This window comes from Streptomyces sp. NPDC051018 (assembly GCF_044456085.1).
Classification (GTDB): Bacteria; Actinomycetota; Actinomycetes; order Streptomycetales; family Streptomycetaceae; genus Streptomyces.
This window is the reverse complement of record NZ_JBITFN010000008.1, coordinates 191,657-216,193: the sequence shown is the minus strand read 5'-3', so window position 1 is coordinate 216,193 and position 24,537 is coordinate 191,657. Positions and strand designations below refer to the sequence as shown.

Annotated in this window: 17 protein-coding genes and 1 pseudogene; 8 read left to right on the top strand and 10 right to left on the bottom strand. The window is 73.1% G+C overall.

The annotated features are described in order from the left end of the window. Positions 1-3: 3 nt before the first annotated feature. Both mycP and ACIBCM_RS16460 read right to left on the bottom strand, forming a co-directional pair. Complete coding sequence (mycP, locus tag ACIBCM_RS16465) at positions 4-1,227, bottom strand: type VII secretion-associated serine protease mycosin (RefSeq protein ID WP_399243645.1); 1,224 nt, start codon at positions 1,225-1,227, stop codon at positions 4-6. Next, positions 1,224-2,702, bottom strand: a complete 1,479-nt coding sequence (locus ACIBCM_RS16460; RefSeq protein WP_399243643.1) for a hypothetical protein — start codon at positions 2,700-2,702, stop codon at positions 1,224-1,226. The genes mycP and ACIBCM_RS16460 overlap by 4 nt, the downstream gene beginning before the upstream one ends. A 763-nt stretch (positions 2,703-3,465) precedes the next feature. Here ACIBCM_RS16460 and ACIBCM_RS16455 point away from each other — a divergent pair. Next, complete coding sequence (locus ACIBCM_RS16455) at positions 3,466-4,668, top strand: amino acid deaminase/aldolase (RefSeq protein ID WP_399243641.1); 1,203 nt, start codon at positions 3,466-3,468, stop codon at positions 4,666-4,668. A 109-nt stretch (positions 4,669-4,777) separates the two neighbouring features. On the opposite strand, the gene ACIBCM_RS16450 is transcribed toward ACIBCM_RS16455, so the two are convergent. Then, entirely contained in the window at positions 4,778-5,851 is a 1,074-nt protein-coding gene (locus ACIBCM_RS16450) for a DUF2510 domain-containing protein (protein WP_399243884.1), read from the bottom strand. Between the two features lie 362 nt (positions 5,852-6,213). On the opposite strand from ACIBCM_RS16450, the gene ACIBCM_RS16445 reads away from it, so the two are divergent. Beyond that, positions 6,214-8,292, top strand: coding sequence for a restriction endonuclease (locus ACIBCM_RS16445; RefSeq protein ID WP_399243638.1), 2,079 nt, complete (start codon positions 6,214-6,216; stop codon positions 8,290-8,292). Positions 8,293-8,517: 225 nt separating this feature from the next. Here ACIBCM_RS16445 and ACIBCM_RS16440 read toward each other — a convergent pair whose 3' ends face one another. From ACIBCM_RS16440 to ACIBCM_RS16430, 3 genes are all read right to left on the bottom strand, one after another. Next, on the bottom strand, positions 8,518-9,303 hold the full coding sequence (locus ACIBCM_RS16440; protein WP_399243636.1) for a 3-oxoacyl-ACP reductase: 786 nt from the start codon (positions 9,301-9,303) through the stop codon (positions 8,518-8,520). Between the two features lie 3 nt (positions 9,304-9,306). Beyond that, on the bottom strand, positions 9,307-10,674 hold the full coding sequence (locus tag ACIBCM_RS16435) for an aldehyde dehydrogenase family protein (protein ID WP_399243634.1): 1,368 nt from the start codon (positions 10,672-10,674) through the stop codon (positions 9,307-9,309). Between the two features lie 148 nt (positions 10,675-10,822). After that, positions 10,823-12,187, bottom strand: coding sequence for a glutamine synthetase family protein (locus ACIBCM_RS16430; protein ID WP_399243631.1), 1,365 nt, complete (start codon positions 12,185-12,187; stop codon positions 10,823-10,825). Between the two features lie 77 nt (positions 12,188-12,264). Between ACIBCM_RS16430 and ACIBCM_RS16425 the strand changes: the two genes are divergently transcribed. The 3 genes from ACIBCM_RS16425 (at position 12,265) to ACIBCM_RS16415 (ending at position 15,719) form a co-directional block, all read left to right on the top strand. Continuing rightward, positions 12,265-13,023, top strand: a complete 759-nt coding sequence (locus ACIBCM_RS16425; RefSeq protein ID WP_399243629.1) for a FadR/GntR family transcriptional regulator — start codon at positions 12,265-12,267, stop codon at positions 13,021-13,023. 404 nt (positions 13,024-13,427) lie between these two features. Continuing rightward, positions 13,428-14,885, top strand: a complete 1,458-nt coding sequence (gene eat, locus ACIBCM_RS16420) for an ethanolamine permease (RefSeq protein WP_399243627.1) — start codon at positions 13,428-13,430, stop codon at positions 14,883-14,885. 150 nt (positions 14,886-15,035) lie between these two features. Further along, positions 15,036-15,719: a gamma-glutamyl-gamma-aminobutyrate hydrolase family protein gene (locus tag ACIBCM_RS16415; RefSeq protein WP_399243624.1), complete on the top strand. Its 684-nt coding sequence runs from the start codon at positions 15,036-15,038 to the stop codon at positions 15,717-15,719. A gap of 272 nt (positions 15,720-15,991) precedes the next feature. On the opposite strand, the gene ACIBCM_RS16410 is transcribed toward ACIBCM_RS16415, so the two are convergent. Continuing rightward, positions 15,992-16,921: a LysR family transcriptional regulator gene (locus ACIBCM_RS16410; RefSeq protein ID WP_399243622.1), complete on the bottom strand. Its 930-nt coding sequence runs from the start codon at positions 16,919-16,921 to the stop codon at positions 15,992-15,994. Between the two features lie 70 nt (positions 16,922-16,991). On the opposite strand from ACIBCM_RS16410, the gene ACIBCM_RS16405 reads away from it, so the two are divergent. Continuing rightward, positions 16,992-18,155 (top strand): TDT family transporter, encoded by a 1,164-nt coding sequence (locus tag ACIBCM_RS16405; protein ID WP_399243621.1) that lies wholly within the window; start codon positions 16,992-16,994, stop codon positions 18,153-18,155. A 36-nt stretch (positions 18,156-18,191) separates the two neighbouring features. On the opposite strand, the gene ACIBCM_RS16400 is transcribed toward ACIBCM_RS16405, so the two are convergent. From ACIBCM_RS16400 to ACIBCM_RS16390, 3 genes and pseudogenes are all read right to left on the bottom strand, one after another. Then, positions 18,192-18,782, bottom strand: coding sequence for a helix-turn-helix domain-containing protein (locus tag ACIBCM_RS16400; protein ID WP_399243619.1), 591 nt, complete (start codon positions 18,780-18,782; stop codon positions 18,192-18,194). Positions 18,783-18,938: 156 nt separating this feature from the next. After that, the gene (locus ACIBCM_RS16395; RefSeq protein WP_399243617.1) at positions 18,939-20,747 is read right to left on the bottom strand and encodes an ABC transporter permease/substrate binding protein; all 1,809 of its coding nucleotides are present in this window, start codon (positions 20,745-20,747) and stop codon (positions 18,939-18,941) included. A gap of 280 nt (positions 20,748-21,027) precedes the next feature. Further along, a pseudogene (locus tag ACIBCM_RS16390) lies at positions 21,028-22,143 on the bottom strand (glycine betaine/L-proline ABC transporter ATP-binding protein); the annotation flags it as partial. Positions 22,144-22,494: 351 nt separating this feature from the next. Here ACIBCM_RS16390 and ACIBCM_RS16385 point away from each other — a divergent pair. Beyond that, positions 22,495-23,400 carry a 5'-3' exonuclease H3TH domain-containing protein gene (locus tag ACIBCM_RS16385; protein WP_399243882.1) on the top strand — a complete coding sequence of 302 codons (906 nt, stop codon included), beginning with the start codon at positions 22,495-22,497 and terminating at the stop codon, positions 23,398-23,400. Between the two features lie 273 nt (positions 23,401-23,673). Continuing rightward, on the top strand, positions 23,674-24,516 hold the full coding sequence (locus ACIBCM_RS16380) for a siderophore-interacting protein (RefSeq protein WP_399243615.1): 843 nt from the start codon (positions 23,674-23,676) through the stop codon (positions 24,514-24,516). Positions 24,517-24,537 lie beyond the last annotated feature (21 nt).

Sequence of the window (24,537 nt, the reverse complement as noted above, 5' to 3'; positions counted from 1 at the left end):
AGCCTAGTCGCCGGGCCACTCCCGGGCCGCGGCGGGTGGGGCTCCGCCGGAGAGGCGGGGGCCGCGCCAGAGGACCACCGCGCCCGCGAGGACCAGCGCGCCGATCCCGCCGGTGAGCGGGGCGAGCCAGCCCGCCGGGTTGGAGTCGGGTCCCTGCGCCCGGGGTCCCTTGCCGAAGTACGTCCCGGAGTACCCCGCCGACCGTGCCTTCGGGTCGCCGGGGCGCAGCTTCGCCGCCGCCTCGACCGCGGCGGCCGGGTCGACCATGCCGTAGCCGCGGGCGTCGTCGCGGCCCGCTCGGGGGCTGTCGCCCGCCGTGTCCGCGAGCAGCTTCTTGATCTGCGCCGGGGTCAGTCCGGGGTATGCGGAGCGTACGAGGGCGGCGGCGCCGGAGACGAACGCGGCGGCGGCACTGGTGCCCCAGCCCTCGTAGTACTTCCCGTCCGGGTCCGGTATCACGATGTCCACGCCGGGCGCGCTGACCGTGGCGTACCAGCGGCGGGTGGAGAACGGGGCCCGGTTGCCGTAGCGGTCGACCGCCGTCACGGCGATCACCCCGGGATAGGCCGCGGGGTAGGAGATGTGATCGCCCTTCTCGCCGCCGTTCCCGGCCGACGCGACGACGACGGCGCCCTTGGCGAGCGCGTACTGCACGGCCGCGTCCTCACCGGCCTCCGGGTGCGCGGACTCGCTGTCGTCGCCGAGGGACAGATTGATGACGTCCGCGCCCTGGTCGGCGGCCCAGCGGATGCCCTGCGCCAGCGCGTCGCCCCGGGACTTGCGGGCCTTTCCGCGGGCGCCGTCGGTGCTTTCGAGGATGACCCGCACGGGAAGGATCTTCGCCTTGGGGGCTATGCCGATGACTCCGGCCTCGTTGCCGGGCCCGTGGCCGTGGGCCGCGATGATCCCGGCCATGGCGGTGCCGTGGCGGGCCCAGGCGCGATCGCCCCGGGACGCGCCGAAGCCGATGAAGTCCTTGCCGGGCAGGACGGAGTCCCTGAGGTCGGCGTGCTGGTCGTCGACGCCCGTGTCGAGGACGGCGACGGTGATGCCCTCGCCCTTGGTCGTACGCCAGACCTCGTCCGTGTTCATCGCCGCGAGGCCCCACTGCTGGGCCCGGATGCCGTCGGCGTGCGCCGGGACGGCGGGGAACAAGGCGAGGGAGGTGGCCGCGAGGAGGGCGGCGACACGGTGGCGACGGCGGCGCGCCCTGGTCACTGGGGTCATGTCGAGGGCTCCGTGGCCGGGGGCAGGGACTTCATGAGCGCGCGTTCGGCACCGGCGGCGAGGCCCTCGGCCTCATGGCCCAGCCCCGCCTGCGCGGGCGCCGAGGTGGCTCCCCTCGCCCTGGCCGCGTCGGCGGGCTGCGGATCGTTCACCACGCGGCCGTCGGCGAACCCGGAGACGGCGTAGACGACGACGGGCACGTCGGTGAGAACGCTGATGGCCCAGCTCGCCCGCTGCCGGTCCCCGAACCCGGCGGCGACCGTGCCCTGGGCGGGGAAGGTACGGGGGATCAGATCGGGGCGCTCGGCCAGGCTCTCCTTCCGGAAACGCAGGGCGAGGGCGTCCATGGCGTCCTCGCCCGCCTCGGTGAAGACCATGCCGACCGTGGTCACATGGGTCGAGGTGGCGTCGGTGTAGGTGGCGCGCAGCACCCGGGCGCAGCCCGCCTGCTGCAGCGTGGTGACCAGCAGGGGGCCGAGGGCGCTCGCGCAGTCGCCGTCCGGGGCGACGGCCACCCGGGTCCAGACGCGGTCGGCCCTGCCGGGGCCCGCGCTCTCACCCTTGATCGTGCGGGGGAAGAGGGTGTCCACGGGGACGCTGTGCCACAGGGTGCGGCCCTTGGCGTAGTTGGTCCCGCGCGCGGAGTCGGCGCTGGAGTCACCGGTCAGCCAGCGGGCGGTGACCGCGCCCCCGATCAGACCGAGGCCGAGGACGGCGCAGGCGACGGCGCCGACGGCCCGCCCGGTGCGCCGGTCGCGTATGGGGCGCAGACGTGCGGTCACCTCGGAGGGCACCTCCGGGGGGTCGAAGGGATTGCGCCCCACCCGGGCGGGCGGTGGCCCGGAAGGGGTCGGGACGATGGGCCTCAGCCGGGTGGTGGTCTCCACCGGAGGGGCGTCCGGCCGTGGCGGTATGCCGGGTCCCGGGGACGGTACGGGCGCCATGGGCGGGGCGGGCGCGGCCGGGCGGGGGGCGGCCGGGGTCTCGATCGGGTGGAAGCCCTCGGGGGCTGGGGAGACCGGGGTGGCAGGGGCGGCCGGGGTGGCCGCGAAGGCAGTGGAGGTGGCGGAGGGGCGGGACGGCGTCGGCAGGCCGTGGACCGCGGTGGCGGTACTGCCCGTGGTGCCGACGTCGCCCGCCGGCGCGGTGCCGCCGGTTCCGGTGGCGTCGGCTCGTGTGCCGGACGGCTCGGCGCGCAGCCGCCGGGTGTCCTCGTCGGGCGGTACGCCGGGCCCGGGGCGGCGCGCTCCCGTCCGGGCGGGCGGCACCCCGGGGCGCGGCGGGACTGCCGGGCGGCCCAAGGCATCCGGTGTCTCCGCGGAGGCGCGGGGCGTGGCGCCGTACGCCCCCGGACGACCGCCCGGCGGCGATGTGTCCGGGCGGGAGAGGTCCCCGGCGGGCCGGTCGCCCGCCGTGCCCGTTGCGGTGGGCTCGGCGCGCAGCCGGCGGGTGTCCTCGTCCTGCCCGGGTGGCATGGACGGGCGGGGTGCCGTCCTCGCGGCCGGGTGTGAGGCGGGGTCCGGCGCGTCCGGTCCCTCCGGCGCGGGGCGGCGGAGACCGTTCGGCACGGGGATGCCCGGTACGGCGGTGCCGGGTACCGGGGGCGGAAGGTCCGGGAGCGGGGGTACGGCGGGGCTGCCGGTGGTGTTCCGCGAACCGTACGCCGGGGTGGCGCCGGCCGGCCCCCGGGCGGGCGGTCCGGCCGGAAGGGGGGGCACGGCGGGGCGGCCGCCCGGCGAGGGCGCCGGGATGTCCGGGGTCGGCGGGGCGCCGGCCGGAGGCGGGGCCGCCGGGCGCGGCGGGACGGAACGGGCCCCCTCGGGAGCGGTGTCCGGGCCGGGTCCGGCGGAAGCCGCAGGGCGCGGTGCCTCGGCCGTGCCCGGAGGCCGGGCCGTGTCCGGGCGGGGTCCGGCCGGAGCCGTGGGCCGAGGCGCCGCGGCGGTACCCGGGGGCCGGGACGGTTCGGGCGGGAGCAGCGCGTCCGTGATGCGGGACCTGGGAGGAGGCTGCGGTGCGTCGTCGGGACGGCCGGGAGGGCGCGGTGCCTCCGTGCTCATGCCGCCCCCGTCTCTCGTACCGAACCGCGACGATCGCCTTTCCCAGCAGGCCCGTTCACCGCCGCGTCCGCGTCACTCTACGGGTTCCGGCCGGGCCCCCGGCACCGAGTCCGCGGCTCCGTGGGGATCTGCCCAGAACATCCCCCTACCCCCGGGTAATCGGGTCTGGCAGGCTCGGCCCATGACTCCCCGCGCCACCGACCGGGCCCGGTACGACCGCGCCACCGCCCATCTCGACGCCCCGCTCGCCGTGGTGGACCTGGGCGCCTTCGACGCCAACGCCGACGATCTCGTGCGCAGGGCCGGGGGCAAGCCGATCAGGGTCGCGAGCAAGTCCGTCCGCTGCCGGGCCCTCCTGGAACGGGTGCTGGCACGGGACGGGTTCTCGGGAATCATGTCGTTCACGCTGGCCGAGTCTCTGTGGCTGGCGCGGGCGGGGTTCGACGACATCCTGCTGGCCTATCCGTCGGCGGACCGGGCCGGCTTCGCGGAGCTGGCGGGGGATCCCGGGCCGGCCGCCGCCGTGACGGTGATGGTCGACGACATGGCTCAGCTGGAGCTGATCGACCGTGCGCGCGAGGGCGGCCGGGAGGTGATCCGGGTGTGTCTGGAACTCGACACCGCCCTGCGTCTGCTCGGCGGGCGGGTACGGATCGGGGCGCGCCGTTCACCGCTCCGGGAACCGGCCCGGCTGGCGGAGCTGGCCCGCTCGGTGGTCCGGCGTCCGGGGTTCCGGCTGGTGGGCCTGATGGCGTACGAGGCGCATATCGCGGGGGTCGGCGACACCTATACGGGAAGTCCGGTCACCTCGGCTGGCGTACGGCTGATGCAGCGGGTCGCCCGCCGGGAACTGACGGAGCGGCGGGCCGCCTCGGTCCGGGCGGTCAGGGCGGTGGCGCCGGACCTGGAGTTCGTGAACGGCGGCGGCACCGGGAGTGTGCAGCACACGGCCGCCGAGGAGGCGGTAACCGAGATCGCGGCGGGTTCCGGGCTGTATGTGCCGTCGCTGTTCGACACCTTCGCCTCGTTCTCCGGGCGCCCGGCCGCGCTCTTCGCCCAGCCGGTGGTGCGGCGGCCCGGGCTGGGGGTGGTGACGGTGCTCGGCGGCGGATACCCCGCGTCGGGCGCGGCGGGCAGGGACCGGCTGCCGGTTCCGTATCTGCCGGAGGGACTGCGCTACGACCGGCGGGAGGGCGCGGGCGAGGTGCAGACCCCGCTGGTCGGCTCGCCCGCCGACGATCTGCTGATCGGCGACAAGGTGTGGTTCCGGCACGCGAAGGCCGGTGAGTTGTGCGAGCGCTTCGACGCGCTGCGGCTCATCGGGGGCGACCGGGTGGTCGGGACCGTACCGACCTACCGGGGCGAGGGCCGGACCTTCCTGTGACGTACCGCTGCTGCCCCGCCCGTTTCCGCCCCGCGCCCGTCTCCTGTACGGCCCGGCCTGTGGTGCGCCGCTCGTCCGGGGTCGCCTGCGGCCCGGATGCCGGTGCGGGTCAGGGGCCGATGCTGCTGCCGACTCCACCGCTGGTCGCGTCGCCGATCGGCCGGATGCTCGCCATGATGCGGTCCATCTCGGCGAGGGTGGGCGCGCCGGGGCCCGCGTCGAAGGCGAAGCGGACGATCACCAGCGATCCGGCGCCCTTGGGCGCGGGGAAGACCAGGGACTGGACGTAGCCCCCGGGTCCCGAGCCGGTGACGACGCGCCGGCGCACCAGATGGCCGGTGCGGCCGGCGACCGCGACGGACTGGGACCTCACCTCGGTCTGCGAGCTGATACCACCGTAGATCCGGCGGCCGAGCGGGTCTTCTCCGTACGCCTTGTCCACCGCGGTCGTGATGTCCTGCCGGGCGAGAACGGCGGGCGAGGTCACATCGGTTCGGGTCGCGGTGAGGGAGGACACCCGTCCCCGCCGGCAGAGGGAGGAGCCTCCGCCGGGGCACTCGTACGTCAGGTCCGTGTACATCGTGGCGCCCTCGTCGAGGGAGCTGGACGACTTCTCCCAGCCGTCGGGGACGGGCATGGAGATCCCGTTGAGCTGATCGGTCAGCAGATCGGGGGCGCCGGACGCGGACGGCTCCGGGGAGGGGGTGGGGGCGGCGCTCGTCGGGGGCGCCGTCGGCGCGGTCGTGGTGGGTGCGGCCGCGGGTTCGCCGGAGCCGTCGTCACGGGTGAGCAGCACGACGGTGGTCGCCGTGGCGAGTACGGCGGCGGCGGTGATCAGGGCGATCCACCGGCCGCGGTTGTTCCGGGGCGGTGCCGTTGAGACGGGGTCGGACAGGGGCCCGAACCCGGCGGAGGGCTGGCCCTGCCCCGCCGTGGGTGGCCCGAACCCGGTGGAAGGCGGGCCCTGCCCCGCCGTGGGTGGCCCGAACCCGGCGGCCGGAGGGCCGAATTCCCCTGCCGGGGGGCCGAAACCGCCCGCGGAGGGTCCGAAACCGCCGGCCGGGGGCGCGGGTTCGTCGGCGGACTGGGTGGGTCGTGTCCGCGCGCTCCACGCCGTTCCGTCCCACCAGCGTTCGGTGCCGGGCGCGCTCGGGTCCGGGTACCAGCCGGCCGGAGTCGTCATGCTCACCCCGGACACCCTAGATGATGGGTTCCGAAGGGTAAGGGCTGTCCGCCGCTCGCTGATCCACCGCCGATGACGGGACAGCCCTTACGTCCGCGATTCCTCAGCGGAGAGCTCCGGCGCCCCGTCCGGAAATGCCTCGACCGGAAATGCCGTGACGCGTGCGCGCTGACAGCCCCGCCGCCCTGTCCCACCCGGCCTCTCGTGTGGGCTCGCATGAGCGGGTCGGGGCGGAGGGCATCTGCGGCAAGAGCATGGGCGCGCCGTTGATTGCCAACTAGAGTCGGTTCATCACTGCTGGTTATGGGGTCAGGGGCTTGGTGCACGCACGCCGGGTCACTGGTGGGGAGGGCCTGTAGAGCATGAGTCGTCGCTCCAATGGGTTGGTCGGTGTCTGGGCCGAGGCGCAGCGCCAACAGCAACGTCAACGTGAGGCGCAAGCCAGGTATCAGCGGGATCAGGAGAGGCAGCAACGCGACCACCAGCGAGAGCTCGCGCGCCGCCAGCGCGAGCAGAAGGCCGCGTACCGGGAGCTGCGGGAGGCGGAGGCGCGGCGGCGGACGCAGGAGATCGACGCGCGGGTGGAGTCCTTGCAGGGGCTGCTGGCGGCGGGGTGCCGGGCTCCGGCGTTCCGGGCGGAGGCGCTGACGCGGGCGGAGCGGGTCGAGCCGTTCGCCCCCGGTCAGCTCGCGCAGCCCGTTCCGATGCCGGACCCGAACCAGTACCAGCCGGGCGGCGGTTGGACCGCCGCACGGCGTGCCCAGGCGCAGGCGGAGGCCCGGTCCAGATTCGAGCGCGACTGGGGGGCCGCTCAGGCGGCGGAAACACAGCGGCAGCAGCAGCTGGCCGCCTACCAGCGGCAGTACCAGCAGTGGGCCGATGGCCGGCTGGGCGAGATCCGTCGGCACAACGCCGGCATCGTCGAGATGACGACGGGGCTTCGCGGCGGGGATCCCGAGGCGGCGGTGGAGTACTTCTCCGCTGCTCTGTACGCCTCGACCGGATGGCCGGAGGACCTGCCCCGCCAGGTGTCAGCGGCGTACGACCCCGGTGCGCGCCAGTTAGTCCTCAACTGGGAGCTGCCCAGGTACGACATCGTGCCGGAGGCGAAGTCGGTGCGCTACATGATCAACGCCGACCAGGAGAAGGAGTCGCCGCGGCCGGTCACCCAGCGCCGCGCCCTGTACCGGGACGTACTCGCGCAGTGTCTCCTGCTGGTCCTGCGTGATCTCTTCGCGGCCGATGAGTTCGGGGCTCTGGAATCGGTCGCGTTGAACGGGTTCGTGGACGATCACGACCCGACGACGGGTAGACGGGCAGCCATGTTCCTCGGCACCGTCATGGCGTCGCGTTCGACATTCGCCGCCCTGCATCTGGAACAGGTGAACGCCGTCAACTGCCTGGTGGACGGCCTGCGGGGGCAGTTGTCCTCGCGTCCCGACCAGTACGCGCCCGTACGTCCCGGCCGGGTCCCCGAGGACGTCGGCCATGCCGTCGTCACCCACGGAGGCGACGAGGAGCCGGATCTGCACGCGATGGATCCCATCGCCTTCGAGGCTCTGGTCGCCGATCTGTTCCGCGCCATGGGCATGCAGGCCGTGACCACACAGCGTTCGAACGACGGCGGTGTGGACGTCGACGCGCTCGACCCGACCCCGATCCGCGGCGGAAAGATCGTCGTACAGGTCAAGCGGTACCGCAACACGGTGCCCCCGACGGCCGTCCGCGACCTGTACGGGACGGTCCAGGACGCGGGCGCCAACAAGGGTGTGCTGGTGACGACGTCCGGCTTCGGTCCCGGTTCGCACACCTTCGCCAACGGCAAGCCCCTGGAACTGGTGGCGGGCTCCGAACTGGTGGATCTGCTCCACCGGCACGGACTGCGCGGGCGACTGGGCAGCGGCGAGCCCTCGGTGCCGCCCCCACGGACCGCGCCGGACGACGAGACCGGCACCGACGACCACAATGTGTTGGGCATGTACTGGTCGGGCGGCGTCGCCCTGGACGTGTGCGCACTCGTCTGCCACGGCAACCGGGTTCTGGACGACGACCACTTCGTCTTCTTCAACAACCCCCGGACGCCCGACGGCACGGTCCGCGCGCTCATCCCGGTCGCGCCGGACAGGGCCGCCGTCCAGGTCTCCTTCGACGCGCTGCCGGCGCGCGCCGACCGCCTCGTCCTCATCGCCGCCGTCGACCCCGAAGCCAACCCCACGTCCGACCTGTCCGGTTTCACCGACGCCGGTATCCGGCTGCTGGACTCCGAGGGAACGCCGCTCGACCGGTTGGAGGTCTCCGACGGCCGCCCCGGCGAAACCGCCCTCGTCCTGGGGTCCTTCCGTCGCCGCGCGAACGGTGACTGGGACTTCGTCGCCGGGGGCAAGGGGTACCGGGGCGGCTTGGAGGAACTGATCCAGGAGTACGGCATCGAAGTGGAGTAGCGATCCGCGTCCCCGGGGCAGGCACGGGTGGATCACATGGGCCCCGGGGCGGGCGGCCCTCGGGTGAGGAGCCCGGGGGCGCGCGCCGGTGGGAAGACACGTTGCCGTGACGTCCGGCCCCTCTCCGGGAACCGGGTGCCCACGCCGGTGAAGCCCTGCCCGGGTCCGCGTCGTCGACCGCGTGACGCGCCGGACCCGGTTTCCGGAACCGACCGCGGGCCCCGGCTACAGCGGGGTGACGTACGCCCCCGCGATACCGCCGTCGACCAGGAAGTCCGTCGCGTTGACGAACGAGGAGTCGTCGCTGGCGAGGAAGGCCACGGCCGCGGCGATCTCGTCCGCCTCCGCGAACCGTCCGGCCGGAATGTGCACGAGTCGGCGCGCGGCCCGCTCGGGGTCCTTGGCGAACAGCTCCTGGAGGAGCGGGGTGTTGACCGGCCCCGGGCAGAGCGCGTTCACCCGGATTCCCTCACGGGCGAACTGCACCCCGAGTTCGCGGGACATGGCGAGTACACCGCCCTTGGAGGCGGTGTACGAGATCTGGGAGGTCGCCGCGCCCATGACCGCCACGAAGGAGGCGGTGTTGATGATGGAGCCCCGGCCCTGGCGCCTCATATAGGGGATGGCGGCCTTGCAGCACAGATAGACGGAGGTGAGGTTGACCTCCTGGACCCGCTGCCACGCCTCCAGCCCCGTGGTGAGGATCGAATCGTCCTCGGGGGGCGAGATGCCCGCGTTGTTGAAGGCGATGTCGACGGAGCCGTAGGTCCGGTACGCCGTCTCGAAGAGCGCCTCCACCTGGTCGCCCCGGGTGACGTCCACCCGGACGAAGGTGCCGCCGGCCTCGTCGGCCGCAGCTTTGCCCGTAGGCTCGTCGATGTCCGCGCAGACGACGTTGGCGCCCTCGGAGGCGAGCCGGCGCGCGGTGGCCAGCCCGATGCCGCTGCCGGCGCCGGTGATGACGGCGGTACGCCCGGCCAGGCGGCGGCAGACGTTCTCGGTCGTGGTCATGGCTCAGACCTCCGTGCTGAAGAAGACGTTCTTGGTTTCGGTGAAGGCCGCGAGGGCGTCGGGGCCCAGTTCCCGTCCCAGGCCGGACTGTTTGTAGCCGCCGAACGGTGCCCAGTAGCGGACGCTGGAGTGGGAGTTGACGGAGAGATTGCCCGCCTGGACCGCGCGGGATACCCGGATCGCGCGGCCGAGGTCACGGGTCCACACCGAGCCGGAGAGTCCGTACTCGGTGGCATTGGCCAGCCGGATCGCGTCGGCCTCGTCGTCGAAGGGCAGCACGGCGGCCACCGGCCCGAACACCTCCTCGCGGGCGGCCGGGGCGTCGGGCGCGATATCGGTGAGGACGGTGGGCGGGAACCAGAACCCGGGGCCGTCGGGGGCGCTGCCGCGGATGCCGGGGAGGCCCTCGGGGACGTAGGAGCGCACCCTCTCCAGCTGGGTCCGGGAGATCAGCGGCCCCATCTGCGTCGACTCGTCCGCGGGGTCGCCGACGACGACGGACTCGATCGCGGGCGCGAGCAGTTCGAGGAAGCGGTCGTACACCGGGCGCTGGACGAGGATACGGGTGCGGGCGCAGCAGTCCTGGCCGCTGTTGTCCAGGAAGGACATGGGGGTGGCGGCGGCGGCCGCTTCGAGATCGGAGTCGGCGAAGACGATGTTGGGGCTCTTGCCGCCGAGTTCCAGGGTCACCCGCTTCAGCCGGTCGGCGCACTTCGCCATGATCCGTTTGCCCACCCGGGTGGATCCCGTGAACACGATCTTCGCGACGCCCGGGTGTTCCACGAGTGCGTCGCCGGTGACCTCGCCCGCGCCCGGCAGTACCTGGAACAGGTGTTCCGGCAGCCCCGCCTCCCGGGCGAGCCCGGCCAGACGCAGTGCGGTCAGCGGGGTGGTCTCGGCCGGTTTGAGGAGTACGGCGTTGCCGGCCGCGAGGGCCGGTGCGGTGGCCCAGGCGGCGATCGGCATGGGGAAGTTCCAGGGCGCGATCACCCCGACGACACCGAGCGGTTCGAGGAAGGTGATGTCGAGGCCCCCGGCGACGGGGATCTGACGGCCGCTCAGGCGCTCCACTCCCCCGGCGGCGAAGTCGAGGAGGTCGCGGACGTTGCCGGCCTCCCAGCGCGCGTTGCCGATGAGGTGTCCGGCCTCCCGTACCTCCAGAAGGGCGAGTTCTTCGAGGTGTTCGTCGACGACGGCCGCGAAACGGCGCAGCAGTCTCGCCCGGTCGGCGGGGGCGGCCGCGGCCCAGCCCTCCTGGGCCCTGGCGGCGAGGGCGACGGCGGTGCCGACCTCGGCGACTGTCGTGGCGGCGACCTTCTCGACGAGTGTGCCGGTGGTGGGGTCGAGGACCTCGTGGTACGTGTTCGGCAAGGCGTTCCTCGCAGGTGTCGGTGCTGGGGGCGGAGGGGCGCGGGGCTTCGGGCGGGCCGGGGGCGCCGGACTCGGGTGCCGGTGGTTCCGGCGCGGGGCGGGGCCCGGTCCAGGGACCGTTGCGGGCCGCAGGGGTGTCCGGCCGCTCTCAGAGGCGTTCGAAGGAGCGGCGCAGCTCCCAGTCGGTCACCGTGGAGTCGAACGCGGCGAGTTCGACCCGCGCCATGTTCAGATAGTGCGCGACGACCTCGTCGCCGAACGCCTCCTTGGCGATGGGGCTGGTCTCCCACAGTTCGGCGGCTTCCCGCAGGGTGGTCGGGACCTGCGCGTACCCCGCCGTGTAGGCGTTTCCGGTGCACTCCTGAGGCAGTTCCAGCCCCTGCTCCACCCCGTGGAGTCCGGCGGCGACCAGTCCGGCGACGGCCAGATGCGGATTGACGTCCCCGCCGGGGAGCCGGTTCTCGAAACGGGTCGAGCGGCCGTGGCCGACCACACGCAGGGCGCAGGTGCGGTTGTCGTAGCCCCAGGCCACGGCGGTCGGAGCGAACGAGCCGGGCTGGAATCTCTTGTACGAGTTGATGTTGGGGGCGTAGAGGAGGGCGAAGTCGCGCAGCGCGGCCAGCTGCCCGGCGAGGAAGTGCCGCATGAGCGGTGACATCCCGCCCGGACCGTCTCCGGCCATGACCGGGGTGCCGTCCCCGTCGGTGAGCGAGAGATGGATGTGGCAGGAGTTGCCCTCGCGCTCGTTGTACTTGGCCATGAAGGTGAGCGAGACGCCTTCCTGCGCGGCGATCTCCTTGGCCCCGGTCTTGTAGACGGCGTGCTGGTCACAGGTGACCAGTGCCTCGTCGTACCGGAACACGATCTCGTGCTGGCCCGGATTGCACTCGCCCTTGGCGGACTCGACGGTCAGTCCCGCCGCGGTCATCTCGTTGCGGATACGGCGCAGCAGGGGTTCGATGCGCCCGGTGCCGAGGACCGAGTAGTCGATGTTGTACTGATTGGCCGGGGTGAGCCCGCGGTAGTCGCGGTCCCACGCCTGCTCGTAGGTGTCCTTGAAGACGATGAACTCCAGCTCGGTGCCGACATGGGCGGTGAGGCCCAGCCCGGCCAGCCGCTCCAGTTGGCGGCGCAGCACCTGGCGGGGGGCGGCGGCGACGGGTGCGCCGTCGTTCCAGGCGAGATCGGCGACGAGGAGGGCGGTGCCCTCGTTCCAGGGGACCCGGCGCAGGGTGGCGGGGTCGGGGCGCATGGCGAAGTCGCCGTAACCGCGCTCCCAGGACGACATCTCGTATCCGTCGACGGTGTTCATGTCCGTGTCCACGGCGAGGAGGTAGTTGCAGCCCTCGGTGCCGTGCTCCAGGACCTCGTCCAGGAAGAACTCGGCGGCGAACCGCTTTCCCTGGAGCCGTCCCTGCATGTCCGGGAAGGCGAGTACCACGGTGTCGATCTCTCCGGTCGCGACGAGGGCGCGCAGCTCCTCGACCGCGAGCGGGGGTTTGCGGTCTGCCACGGAATTCCGCCTCCTTGGATCGGCCGGGAGCCATAAGGTATTACTGAAGACCATTGCCTGGGAAGAGGAAACGCGACGTGGCGAAGACGGATGACGCGGCGACCGCGGCGGGTACCGCGGGCGCGGGCGGTGACCGACTCACTCCCGTACTGCGTCCCGTGCGCGCGGGCAACGGGTTCGAGGAGGCACTGGAGCAGATCCTCCAGCTGCTGCGCCTGGGTCTGGTGCCCGGCGGGGAGCGGCTGCCCGCGGAGCGCGAGCTGGCCGAGCGGATGGGGATCAGCCGGGTCACCCTGCGCGAGGTGCTGAAGGTCCTCACGGATCAGGGGCTGGTGGAGAGCAGACGCGGACGGTACGGGGGAACGTTCGTACTGAGCCGTCCCGACACCCACGGCGAGGACGAGCTGCGCCGCCGGTTGGCCGGGGTGGACGTGGAGGACACCCTCCGCTTCCGCGAGGTCCTGGAGGTGGGGGCGGCGGGCCTGTGCGCGTCACACGGGCTCACCGCCGAGGACGCGCGGCGGCTGCGGCAGGCCCTGGCGGCGACGCACGACGCTCCCCTGGGGGCGTACCGGCGCCGGGACACCCTGCTGCATCTGACGCTCGCCGAGCTGTCCGGGTCGCCGAGCCTGACGGCGCGGTACGCGGGTGTGCGGGCCACGCTCAACGATCTGCTGGACTGCATTCCGCTGCTCGTACGGAACCTGGAGCACTCGCAGCAGCAGCACACGGCGGTGGTGGAGGCGGTGCTCGACGGGGACGCGGAGGGGGCGAGGGCGGTGATGCGGGAGCACTGCGAGGGGACGGCGGCATTGCTGCGGGGCTTTCTGTCGTGAGCGCCGCCGCGGCCGGGTTCTCCCGGGGCTCCGCCCCGGACCCCGCGCCTCAGACGCCGGCGAGGCTGGAGGTCACCCCCGCCCCGGAGGCATACGGGTCGCCCGTGCCGGCGAAGTCGGGACCGTGCACGGCCCCGCGTCCGGGATACGGGCATTCCGGCGCGTGCCGGTGATGCCGGATGTAGCCGCCCGGACGGACATACGGGCCGCACACGCCCGCAAGGCCGGAGGTTGCCCCCGCCCCGTCCGGGCACACCGGCGGCACGCACCCCGCGAGGCCGGAGGCGGCCCCACCCCGCGGGACCGGAGTCGCGCGGCCCGCGCGGGATGGTGCACAGGGGTTGCGCATTCTTGATTCCCGGCGCAAAGGTGTCCGCACAAACCTTTGAAGCCGGGAGTGACTCATGGCCGAAGGCACCACTCGGAAGACCACGTACACCGCCGACGCCCACTCCGACGACACCTATCTGAAACGCCGCATGCTGCGCAGGGGCTCGGCCGGCTGGCTGCTGCTCACCGGGCTCGGGGTCGCCTATGTGGTGTCCGGAGACTTCTCCGGATGGAACATCGGGCTGTCCAAGGGGGGCTTCGGCGGGCTCGCGATCGCCACGGTGCTGATGGGCGTGATGTACGCCTGCCTCGTGTTCGCCCTCGCCGAACTGTCGGCCATCCTGCCCACCGCGGGCGGGGGTTACGGCTTCGCCCGGCGCGCGCTCGGGACATGGGGCGGGTTTCTGACCGGTACGGCGATCCTGATCGAATACATCCTCGCGCCCGCCGCGATCTCGATCTTCATCGGCGACTACGTCGAATCGCTGGGGCTGTTCGGCCTGGAGTCGGGGTGGCCCGTCTACCTCGCCTGCTTCGCGGTCTTCATCGGCATCCATCTGTGGGGCGTGGGCGAGGCACTGCGGTTCAGCCTGGTCGTGACGGCCATCGCCGTGGCCGCGCTGCTGATCTTCGCGGTGGGCGCGTTCACGGACTTCAGCGCGGGCAACCTCGATGACATCCCGGTCGACGGGGACGCGTTCGGGTCGGGCTCGTGGCTGCCGTTCGGACTGCTCGGCATCTGGGCGGCGTTCCCGTTCGGGATGTGGTTCTTCCTCGGTGTCGAGGGCGTGCCGCTGGCGGCGGAGGAGGCCAAGGACCCGGTGCGGTCGATGCCGAGGGCGCTCGCCGTCTCCATGGGCATCCTGGTACTGCTGGCCGTGCTGACCTTCTTCGCCGCGACGGGCGCCCGGGGCTCCGCCGCGATCCAGGAGGCGGGAAACCCGCTGGTGGTGGCGCTCCAGGGGGACGGCGAGGCGAGTGCCCTGAGCAGATTTGTGAACTACGCGGGGCTGGCGGGCCTGGTCGCCTCGTTCTTCTCGCTCATCTACGCCGGTTCCCGCCAGCTCTTCGCTCTCTCCCGCGCGGGATATCTGCCCCGCTTCCTTTCCCTGACCAGCCGTCGCAAATCGCCGTACCTGGGACTGCTGATCCCCGGTGCGATCGGCTTCGCGCTGGCCGCCTCCACCGGCAACGGCGCCCGGATGCTGAACATCGCGGTCTTCGGGGCGACGATCAGCTACGCCCTGATGGCGCTGTCGCACATCGTGCTGCGCCGCCGCGAGCCGCATCTGCACCGTCCGTACCGCACCCCGGGCGGCACGCTCACCTCGACCACGGCCTTTGTGCTCGCGCTGTCCGCGCTGGTGGCGACGTTCCTGGTGGACAAGGACGCGGCGTTCATCGCGCTGGGCGTCTATGCCGTCGCGCTGGCCTACTTCGCGATCTACAGTCGCCGTCATCTGGTCGCCAGAGCGCCGGAGGAGGAGTTCGCGGCGCTCGCGGCTGCCGAGGCCGAGCTGGAACGCGACTGAGCCCGCACACGACGGAGCCGTACGAGAGCGAGCTGTACGAGACCGAGCCGCAGGCGCGGCCCGTGCCATCTCGCGTCACCCGTAGAACAGTGGAACCACCCGCACCAACGCACCAGACGCTCCACAGGCAAGGAACGGAACGGAGTCACAGTGGCCACGCCCCTCATTGGTGTCACGACCTATCTCGACCAGGCCGCATGGGGGGTGTGGAAGATGCCCGCCGCCCTGCTGCCCGCCGCCTATCCGGCCCTCGTCCAGCGGGCGGGAGGACTGGTGGCGATGCTCCCCCCGGACGCAGGCGCCACGGCCGCGGAGGCGGTCGTGGCCCGGCTGGACGGTCTGGTCGTCGCGGGCGGCGCGGATGTGGAGCCCGTACGGTACGGGGCCGAGCCGCACCCGCGCACGGGCCCTCCCGCCCGCGAGCGGGACGCCTGGGAGCTGGCCCTGATCCACGCGGCCCTCGCCTCGGGGACGCCGCTGCTGGGCATCTGCCGGGGCATGCAGCTCCTGAACGTCGCGCTCGGCGGCACCCTGCGCCAGCATCTGGAGGGGCATATCAAGGACATCGGGGTCATCGGCGCCCACACCGTGACCCCCGTCCCGGACACCCTCTACGCGTCCGTCGTGCCGGAGCCCGCCCTGGTCCCGACGTATCACCACCAGGCCGTCGACCGGACGGCCACCGGGCTCACGGTCTCCGCGTACGCGGACGACGGCACCGTGGAGGCGGTGGAGCAGGCGGGCGGGGGCTGGACGCTCGGGGTGCAGTGGCACCCGGAGATGGGCGAGGACACCCGGGTGATGGAGGCGCTGATCAGGGCGGCGGGTTCCTGACGCCCGCCCCGGCTCCCCGCCCCGGATTCCTGACACCGGGCCGCCCCTTCGCCCATGGACCCCGGCCCGCCCGTTCACCCCGGGTTCCTGACACCCCGGCCCCGCCCCGTGGACCCCCGCCCGGCCCCTCACCCGTGGTTCCCGGCGCCCCGGAGCAGCCCTCGTCCCGGGGCCCCCGCCCGGGGCCCGGCCCCGTACGGCGCAACCACGGCCCGACACCCCCGGCCGACGCCGCCCCCGGACGGCCCCGCCTCCCGCCCCCGTACCCCCGCTCAGGCCCCGCCCGTGTCCGCGAGTCCCAGCAGTTCGCGGCCCGGACCCCGGGGCTTCTGGGAACGGCGCCACACCGCCCGGAGCGCGCGGTCGAGAGGCACGCCCGACACCCGTACCGCCACCAGACGGCGGGAGGAGACCTCTTCGCGCACCGCCAGCTCGCTGAGGACGGCCGGACCCGCCCCGCTGACCGCGGAGGACTTCACCGCGGTCGTGGAGGCGAGTTCGAGCAAGGGCTCGGCCGGGCCGCCGTGTCCGGCGAGCGCCGAGTGGAGTACCTGGCGGGTGCCGGAGCCGCGTTCCCGCATGATCAGCGGGGTCGCGGCCAGTTCGGCCGGGCCGAGCGGGGTCCGCCGGCGGGCCCAGGGATGGCCGGGCGCGGTGACGACGACCAGCCGGTCATGGCCGATGACCGTGCCGTCCAGGCCGTCCGGCAGCGCGAGGCCCTCCACGAACCCCAGATCTGCCCCGCCCTCCAGCAGATGGGCGGCGACCGCGGCGGAGTTCCCGGCCAGCAGGGAGACCGCAGTGTCCGGGAGCCGGGTGCGGAGCGCGATGAGCCAGCCCGGCAGCAGATACTCCGCGATGGTCATGGACGCGGCGACCCGCAGCCGGGAGTCCCGCTGCCCCCGGAGCGCCTGCGTTCCCGCGTCGAACGCCTCCGCCGCCTCGATCACCCGCCGGGCCCAGTCCGTCACCAGGGCGCCCGCCTCGGTGAGCCGGGACCCGCGCGGCGAGCGGTCCACCAGGGCCACGCCCAGCCGGCGCTCCATCGAGCGGACCCGGCTGCTCGCCGCGGGCTGGGTGATCCCCATCTCCCGGGCGGCCCGGCCGAGGCTCCCGTGCCGGGCGACGGCGAGCAGCAGCTCCAGCGCCCCGAGATCCGGCACCCGGTGCGCGAGCGGTACCCGCCGGTCGTCCTCACTCATCAGCCCAGCTTATGAGGTCATAGAGGAGTGATCCCTGGTGGGCCCCGGGCGCCGCGGCGACAGTGGTGTCATGGTCACCGCCGTGCACGCACGCCCCCGCGCCTCGGCGCCCGCCGTACGACCGGTGTCCTCGCGTCACGTCGGCCCCCAGTGGTACGCCCCGGTCATGGGCACCGCCATCGTCGCCGTCGCGGGCGCCGCGCTCCCCGTGCCGGTCCCGGGGCCCGCCCTCGTCACGGTGTGGGCGGTCTCGGCGGTGCTCCTCGTCCTGGTGGCGGCCGCGCGGGCCGCGCACTGGGCGTACCACCGCGACCAGGCCCGCGCCCATCTCCTCGATCTCTCGGTCGCGCCCTTCTACGGCTGTCTGTCGATGGCGCTGCTGTCCGTGGGCACCGGCACGCTCACCGTGGGCTCGCGGGTGACCGGGGAGTCGGCGGCCGTGGCGATCGCGGCCGGGCTCTTCGCCGCCGGGACCGTCACCGGGCTCGCCGCGGCCGTCGCCGTGCCGTATCTGATGATCGTCCGCCATCGGCCGGCGCCCGGGACCGCCTCGCCGGTGTGGCTGCTGCCGGTGGTGGCTCCGATGGTCGGCGCCTCCTTCGGTCCGCTGCTCGTACCCCGGCTGCCGCCCGGCCAGTGGCGGGCGGCGCTGCTGCTGGGGAGCCTCGGGATGTTCGGGCTGAGCCTGCTGGCGACGCTGCTGATCCTGCCGCTGGTGTTCGCCCGGCTGGTGCACCACGGCCCGCTGCCGCTCGCGCTCACTCCCTCGCTCTTCCTGGTGCTGGGTCCGCTGGGCCAGTCGACGACCGCGGTCGGCAATGCCGCGGACGCTGCGGGGAGCGCGGCGGCCCACCCGCGCGGGTTCGGCGCGTTCGCCCTGCTCTACGGCGTACCGGTGACGGGCTTCGCCCTGCTGTGGCTGGCCCTGGCGGGTGCGCTGGTGGTGCGGGCCGTACGGAGGGGGATGCCGTTCTCGATGACGTGGTGGGCGTTCACCTTCCCCGTCGGCACCTGTGTCCTCGGGGCGGCGAGTCTCGCGGACCGTACGGGCCTCGCGGCCCTGGCCTGGCTCGCGGTCCTGCTGTACGGGCTGCTGGTGACGGCCTGGGCGGTCGTGGGCTTCCGTACCGTATGCGTCGTACGCGCCCTGCTCGGCGGCGGAACGGTCATCGCGGAACCGGCGCGGGTGGCGGCTCCGGTGGAGCCGCGGACGGCCGCGCCCGCGGAGAGATGACGGCAGGTCCGTGCGGAGGACGGTCCCGGGGCGCGGTCAGCCCGCCGGTCCCGGGGGTGTCTCGATGTGCTCGGCGACCGTGACGACGACGATGCGGGTCTCATGGCCGCTCGCCCGCCACCGGTGCCGTACGCCACCGGACAGGAACAGCGTGTCACCGCGCCCCAGCCGGTACGCGCGGCCCTCGGCCTCGACCTCGACCGTCCCGTCGGCGATGTACATCAGCTCGTCGTTGCGGTGCTGGAACTCGCCCTCGGTGTCGTGCTCCCCGCTGAACTCCAGGGCCTCCAGCTGATGCCGCCCCCGGACGAGCCGCCGGGCCCTCGGCACCGCCGGAGGGCCGTCCTGGTCGGCGCGTACGACGGCGACGGTCCGAGCGGCGTCGGACGCGGCGATCAGCCGCACGGTCGTCGTCTCCAGGGCGTCGGCGACCCTTTCGAGCGAGCGCTCGCTGGGCCGGGCACGGTCGTTCTCGATCTGGCTGAGGAAGGGCACGGACAGCCCGCTGCGCTCCGCGACCGAGGCGAGGGTGAGATCGAGCGCCCGCCGTCGCCTGCGCACGGCGGCGCCCACCCGAAGACGCTCGGTCTCCTTCGGGTCCTTGCCGTCCTTGGCGTCAGCGTCCATGCGCCGGGCTCCCCTTCCTGCGTTCTGTACAACCTTACGCAGCTTCCGGCGCGGCTTCCCCCGCTCGGAGGTCACGGGCCGCTACCTCCCGGGGAACCCGGACGGGGCGGTTCCGGCCACCGGCGGGAACCGCCCCGTTCCCCTGCGTGACAGAACCTACTGGGGCACCGGGGCCACCTGGTCCACAAAACCGGGATTGGCCTTGAGCCAGGTGCGTACCGCCTCCTGCTCCCGGCCCTTTCCGCCGCGCTGGATCCCGGCCTCCAGATCGGTGAGCTGCTTCTCGGTCATCCGGAAGTCCTTGAGCCACTTCCCGGCCTCGGGGTGATCGCCGGTGAAGCCCTCGCGGGCGAGGGTGTGCACCTCGTCGCCCTTGCCCCAGGCGCCCTTCGGGTCCTTGAGCTTCTTGAGGTCGTAGCCGCTGTACGCCCAGTGCGGTGACCAGAGCGTGGTGACGACGGGCTCCTTCTTGGCGTACGCGCGCTTCAGCTCGGCGAGCATGCCGGGCGTCGAACCGTCGACGACCTCGTACTCCCCCTCCAGGCCGTACGCGCCGAGGACCTCGTCCTTGAGCAGTCCCATCATTCCGGCGCTCGGCTCGATGCCGACGATCCGGCCCTTGAACCTCGCGGACTGCCCCTTGAGGTCGTCGAGGGAGTCGATGCCCTCGACGTACGAGGGAACGGCCAGCTCCAGCGAGGTGGGGCCGTACCAGGAGCCGAGGTCCTCCAGCCGGTCGCCGTACTTCTTCCAGTACGAGGCGTGGGTGACCGGCAGCCAGCTGTCGGTCTGGAAATCGATCTGGCCGCCCGCCATACCGGTGTAGAGGGCGCCGGCCTCCAGCTGTCTGGCCTCGACCTCGAAGCCCCGCTGCTCCAGGATCTCCTTCCACAGGAAGGTGGAGGCGATGGCCTCGTCCCAGGGGATGTATCCCACGGTGAGCTTCTCGCCCTTGCCGACGTTCGCCGCGCCCGAGGGGCCGGACGCCGGTCCCGTGGCACCGCCGAAGATGTTCACACCGCCCGCGACGAGCGCGAGGACGATCACACCGACGACCGCGACCGAGGGCCGGGGGCGGTGGGCCCACAGTCCCTTGCCGCCCGCCAGGGCCCTGGCCTTGGCGATGGCACGGCGGCCGAGCGGGGAGACCTGGCGGCCCAGCTCGCCGGTGATCCGGTCCAGGTACATCGCGAGGATCACGATGGAGACGCCCGCCTCGAAGCCGAGGCCGATGTCGACGTTGCCGATCGCGCTGTAGACCTCGCCGCCGAGTCCCCCGCCGCCGACCATCCCGGCGATGACCACCATCGACAGGCCCAGCATGATGACCTGGTTGACCCCGGCCATGATCGTGGGCAGGGCGAGGGGGAGCTGGACGCGCAGCAGGATGTCGCGGGGAGCGGTGCCGAACGCCTCGGCGGCCTCGACGAGTTCCTTGTCGACCTGCCGGATGCCGAGTTCCGTCATCCGTACGCCCGGGGGGATCGCGAAGACGATGCAGGCGATGATGCCGGGCACCACCCCCACGCCGAAGAAGATGATGCCGGGGATCAGATAGACCATGGCGGGCATGGTCTGCATGAAGTCCAGCACCGGCCGGGTCACCGAGCTGACCGCGGTCGAGCGCGAGGACCAGATGCCGAGCGGGACGGCCATCACCAGGGTGACGAGGGTGGCCACCAGCACCAGGGACAGTGTCGACATCGCCTCGTCCCACAGGCCGACGGAGTCGATCAGCGCGAAGCCCGCGAAGCCGAGGACACCGGCGAGCAGCCCGCGCAGCCACCAGGCGAGGACGGCGAGGATGCCCGCCAGCAGCAGCGGTTCGGGCGCGGTCAGGGCGGCGTCGAGTCCGTCGTACATCCCGGTGACGAGGGAGGCGATGGCGTCGAACAGCCAGGCGAGATGGGACTGGAGCCAGTCGACTCCGGAGTCGACCCAGTCGCCGAGGGGAATCCTAGGCACCGGCCACCGCCTTGGCGGCACCGGCGCCGGAGGCCCCGGCACCCGGGGATCCGGTGGCGGGGGACTTCGGCCGCGCGGATCCGGCGGTCTCCGTTCCGGTACGTACGGAACCGGCGGCGCCAGGGGATCCGGTGCCCGGGGATCCAGTGCCCGGGGATCCAGTGCCCAGGGATCCAGTGCCCAGGGATCCAGTGCGCGGGGCAGCGGCGCTCCGCGAGCCGCCGCCGGGTGCCCCGGAGCCCGTCGGCCCGGCGCCGGGCGCATCGGTGGCCGTGTCCGCCGGGGCCCGGCCCGCGGCCGGAGGGCAGCCGTCCGCCGGGGCCGTCCGCTGTGCCGGCTCGCCCAGGACGGCGAGCAGCCGGGACCGGCTGACGACCCCGATCAGCCCGCCGCCGCCGTCCGTGACGGCCACGGCGACCCCGCTCGCCGAGCAGGGGGTGAACAGCTCGGTCACGGGAGTATCGGCCCGGACCACGGCGGGCGTGGCCGCCAGGACGTCCTCCGGGGTCCGCAGTTCCTCGCCGCCGTCGGCCCCGGTGCCGTACACGGTCCGGGGGTCGGCCATGATCGCGCCCGCGGTGAGAACCCGTGAGCGGTCGACGTCCTGGGTGAAGGACGCGACATAGTCGTTGGCCGGGCTGACGAGGATGTCCTCGGCGGTGCCGGTCTGGACGATCCTGCCGTCCCGCATCACCGCGATCCGGTCGCCGAGGCGCATGGCCTCGTTGAGGTCGTGGGTGATGAAGACGATCGTCTTCCTCAGTGTCTTCTGGAGTTCCAGGAGCTGGTCCTGCATATCGCGGCGGATCAGCGGGTCGAGCGCGCTGAAGGACTCGTCCATCAGCAGCAGATCCGCGTCGGTGGCGAGCGCGCGGGCGAGACCGACGCGCTGCTGCATCCCGCCGGACAGCTCGTCGGGCCAGGAGTCCTCCCAGCCGGCGAGGCCGGTCAGGGCGAGCGCCTCGGCGGCGCGCCGATCGCGTTCGGGCCGGTCGACGCCCTGGACCTCCAGGCCGTATCCGGCGTTCTCCAGGACGCTCCGGTGGGGGAAGAGCGCGAAGTGCTGGAAGACCATGCTGATCTTGGTGGAGCGTACGGTGCGCAGCTCGCGCGGGCTCAGGGCGGTCAGGTCCCGGCCGTCGTGGAGCACCCGGCCGGACGTGGGTGGCAGCAGCCCGTTCAGCATGCGCAGCAGGGTGGACTTGCCGGATCCGGAGAGACCCATGACGACGAAGGTCTGGCCGGGCTCGACGGTGAACGACGCGTCGATCACCGCCGCCGTGGTGCCGTCGGCGCGCAGTTCGTCGCGGTCCGCGCCGCCTTCGAGTCTGCGGACCGCATCACCGGGTCGTCTGCCGAACACCTTGTACAGGTGCTCCGCCTGGAGCCTTGACACATAAACCTCACGCGTAGCAGTGAAAACGGTCCGCCGACCCCCACCGCGCGGCCGACCGTGGAGTACGGCGGGTTCCGCCCGCCCACCCGGGGCCTGTCCTGCGCCATCGGGTCCACTCCGGGCTCGCGCCTGCCCCCGGACTGTCGCACCAAACGCAACAGTGATTCACATCACGCAACACTGCTGGTCAAAGCCTTGGCCAGAACGTGGGCCGGGGCGGGTTCGGAGCCGGGGCGGAGCCGATGGGAAGGGGTCGTCTTCGACGGGGGACGGCGGGGAGGGGCCCTGGGCCTCGTCCACGGGCCGCTGTCGGTGCCGTGGTGCATCATTCGGGTTGTGACGCGACGCCTGATGCTCCTCGACACCGCTTCTCTGTACTTCCGGGCCTATTTCGGGGTCCCCGACTCGGTCCGGGCACCCGACGGCACTCCGGTGAACGCCGTGCGCGGGCTGCTCGACTTCATCACCCGGCTGGTCCAGGACCACCACCCGGACGACCTGGTCGCCTGCTGGGACAACGACTGGCGTCCGCACTGGCGGGTCGAGCTGATCCCCTCGTACAAGGCGCACCGGGTGGCCGTCGAGACCGAGCTGGGTCCCGACGAGGAGGAGACCCCGGACACCCTCTCGCCCCAGGTCCCCGTGATCGCCGAGGTGCTGGACGCGCTCGGTGTCGCCCGTGTCGGCGCCGACGGGTACGAGGCGGACGATGTGATCGGCACCCTCACCGCGCGCGCCACCGGCCCGGTCGACATCGTCACCGGCGACCGCGACCTGTTCCAGCTGGTGGACGACGCACGCGGACGGCGGGTGCTGTATCCGCTGAAGGGCGTCGGCAGCCTCCAGACGACCGACGAGGCATGGCTGCGCGGGAAGTACGGCGTGGACGGCTCCGGCTACGCGGATCTGGCGCTGCTGCGCGGCGACCCCAGCGACGGCCTTCCGGGCGTGCCCGGAATCGGGGAGAAGACCGCGGCCAGGCTGCTCGACGCGTTCGGTGACCTCGCCGGGATCATGGCCGCCGTCGACGATCCCCGGTCCGGGCTGACCCCCTCGCAGCGCAAGCGGCTGGACGAGGCCCGTGACTATGTGGCGGTGGCGCCGGAGGTCGTACGGGTGGCGGCCGATGTGCCGCTGCCCCCGTTCGACCCGGCGCTGCCGTCCGGGCCGCGCGATCCGGCCGCGCTCGACGCGCTGTCGGCGCGCTGGGGGCTGGGCGGGGCGCTCCAGCGGCTGCTGACGACACTCGCTCCCTAAGGGTTCGGCTGTCGACGACGGACGTACGGACGCGGCACAAACGCCGGGCGGTAGCCGAACGGGCGGCCGGAACAGCGGACGGCGAGCGGCGGGTGGTGCGGACCGTCCGCCGGGCTCGTCCCCGGGGCCCGGACCCGGGTCCCTCCCCCCGGAACCCAAGGGACAACGGCGGCGGAACGGGCTTCCGGGGCTGTCGTTTCAGCTGCGAGGTGTTAACTTAGGCAAGCCTAAGAAGTTCCTGGGCACGCCGATACACCGATCAGGGAGAGCGCCGTGGCAGAACAACCGGCCCGCAGGTCACCGACGCCCTTCGAGGCCCGTGTAGTCCACACCGAGCGCCTCACTCCGCATATGACGCGCATCGTCCTCGGCGGTGAGGGCCTGGCCGGCTTCTCCCTCGACGGCTGTACCGACCACTATGTGAAGCTCCTCTTCCCGCCCGAGGGCGTGAGCTATCCGGAGCCGTTCGACATGGACCGGATCCGGGAGGAGTTCCCGCGCGACCAGTGGCCCGCCAACCGTACGTACACCGTACGGACCTGGGACGAGGCCGCCCGTGAGCTGACGATCGATTTCGTCGTCCACGGCGACTCGGGACTCGCCGGGCCGTGGGCGGCGAGCGCCCGCGTCGGCGACACGATGCGGATCATCGGCCCCGGCGGGGGTTACGCGCCGAACCCGGAGGCCGACTGGCATCTGCTGGTGGGCGACGAGAGCGCGCTCCCGGCGATCGCGGCAGCGCTGGAGCAGATGCCCGGGGGCGCGGTCGTGCACGCCTTCGTGGAGGTCGAGAACGCCGGGGAGGAGCAGAAGCTCACGGCCCCGGACGGGGTCGAGGTCCGGTGGCTCCACCGTGAGGGCCGTCCCGTCGGTGAGGCCCTGGTGGCCGCCGTGACCGGGCTGGACTTCCCCGGGGGCCGGGTCTGCGCCTTCGTCCACGGTGAGGCCGGAGCCGTGAAGGAGCTCCGGCGTCATCTGCGGCTGGAGCGTCAGGTGCCGCGCGAGGATCTGTCGATCTCGGGGTACTGGCGGCTCGGCAAGTCGGACGAGGCCTGGCGCGCGGTCAAGCGCGAGTGGAACGAGCAGGTGGAGCGGGAGCAGGAGCAGGCGGCCTGAGAAGGCCGGGAGGCCCCTGCG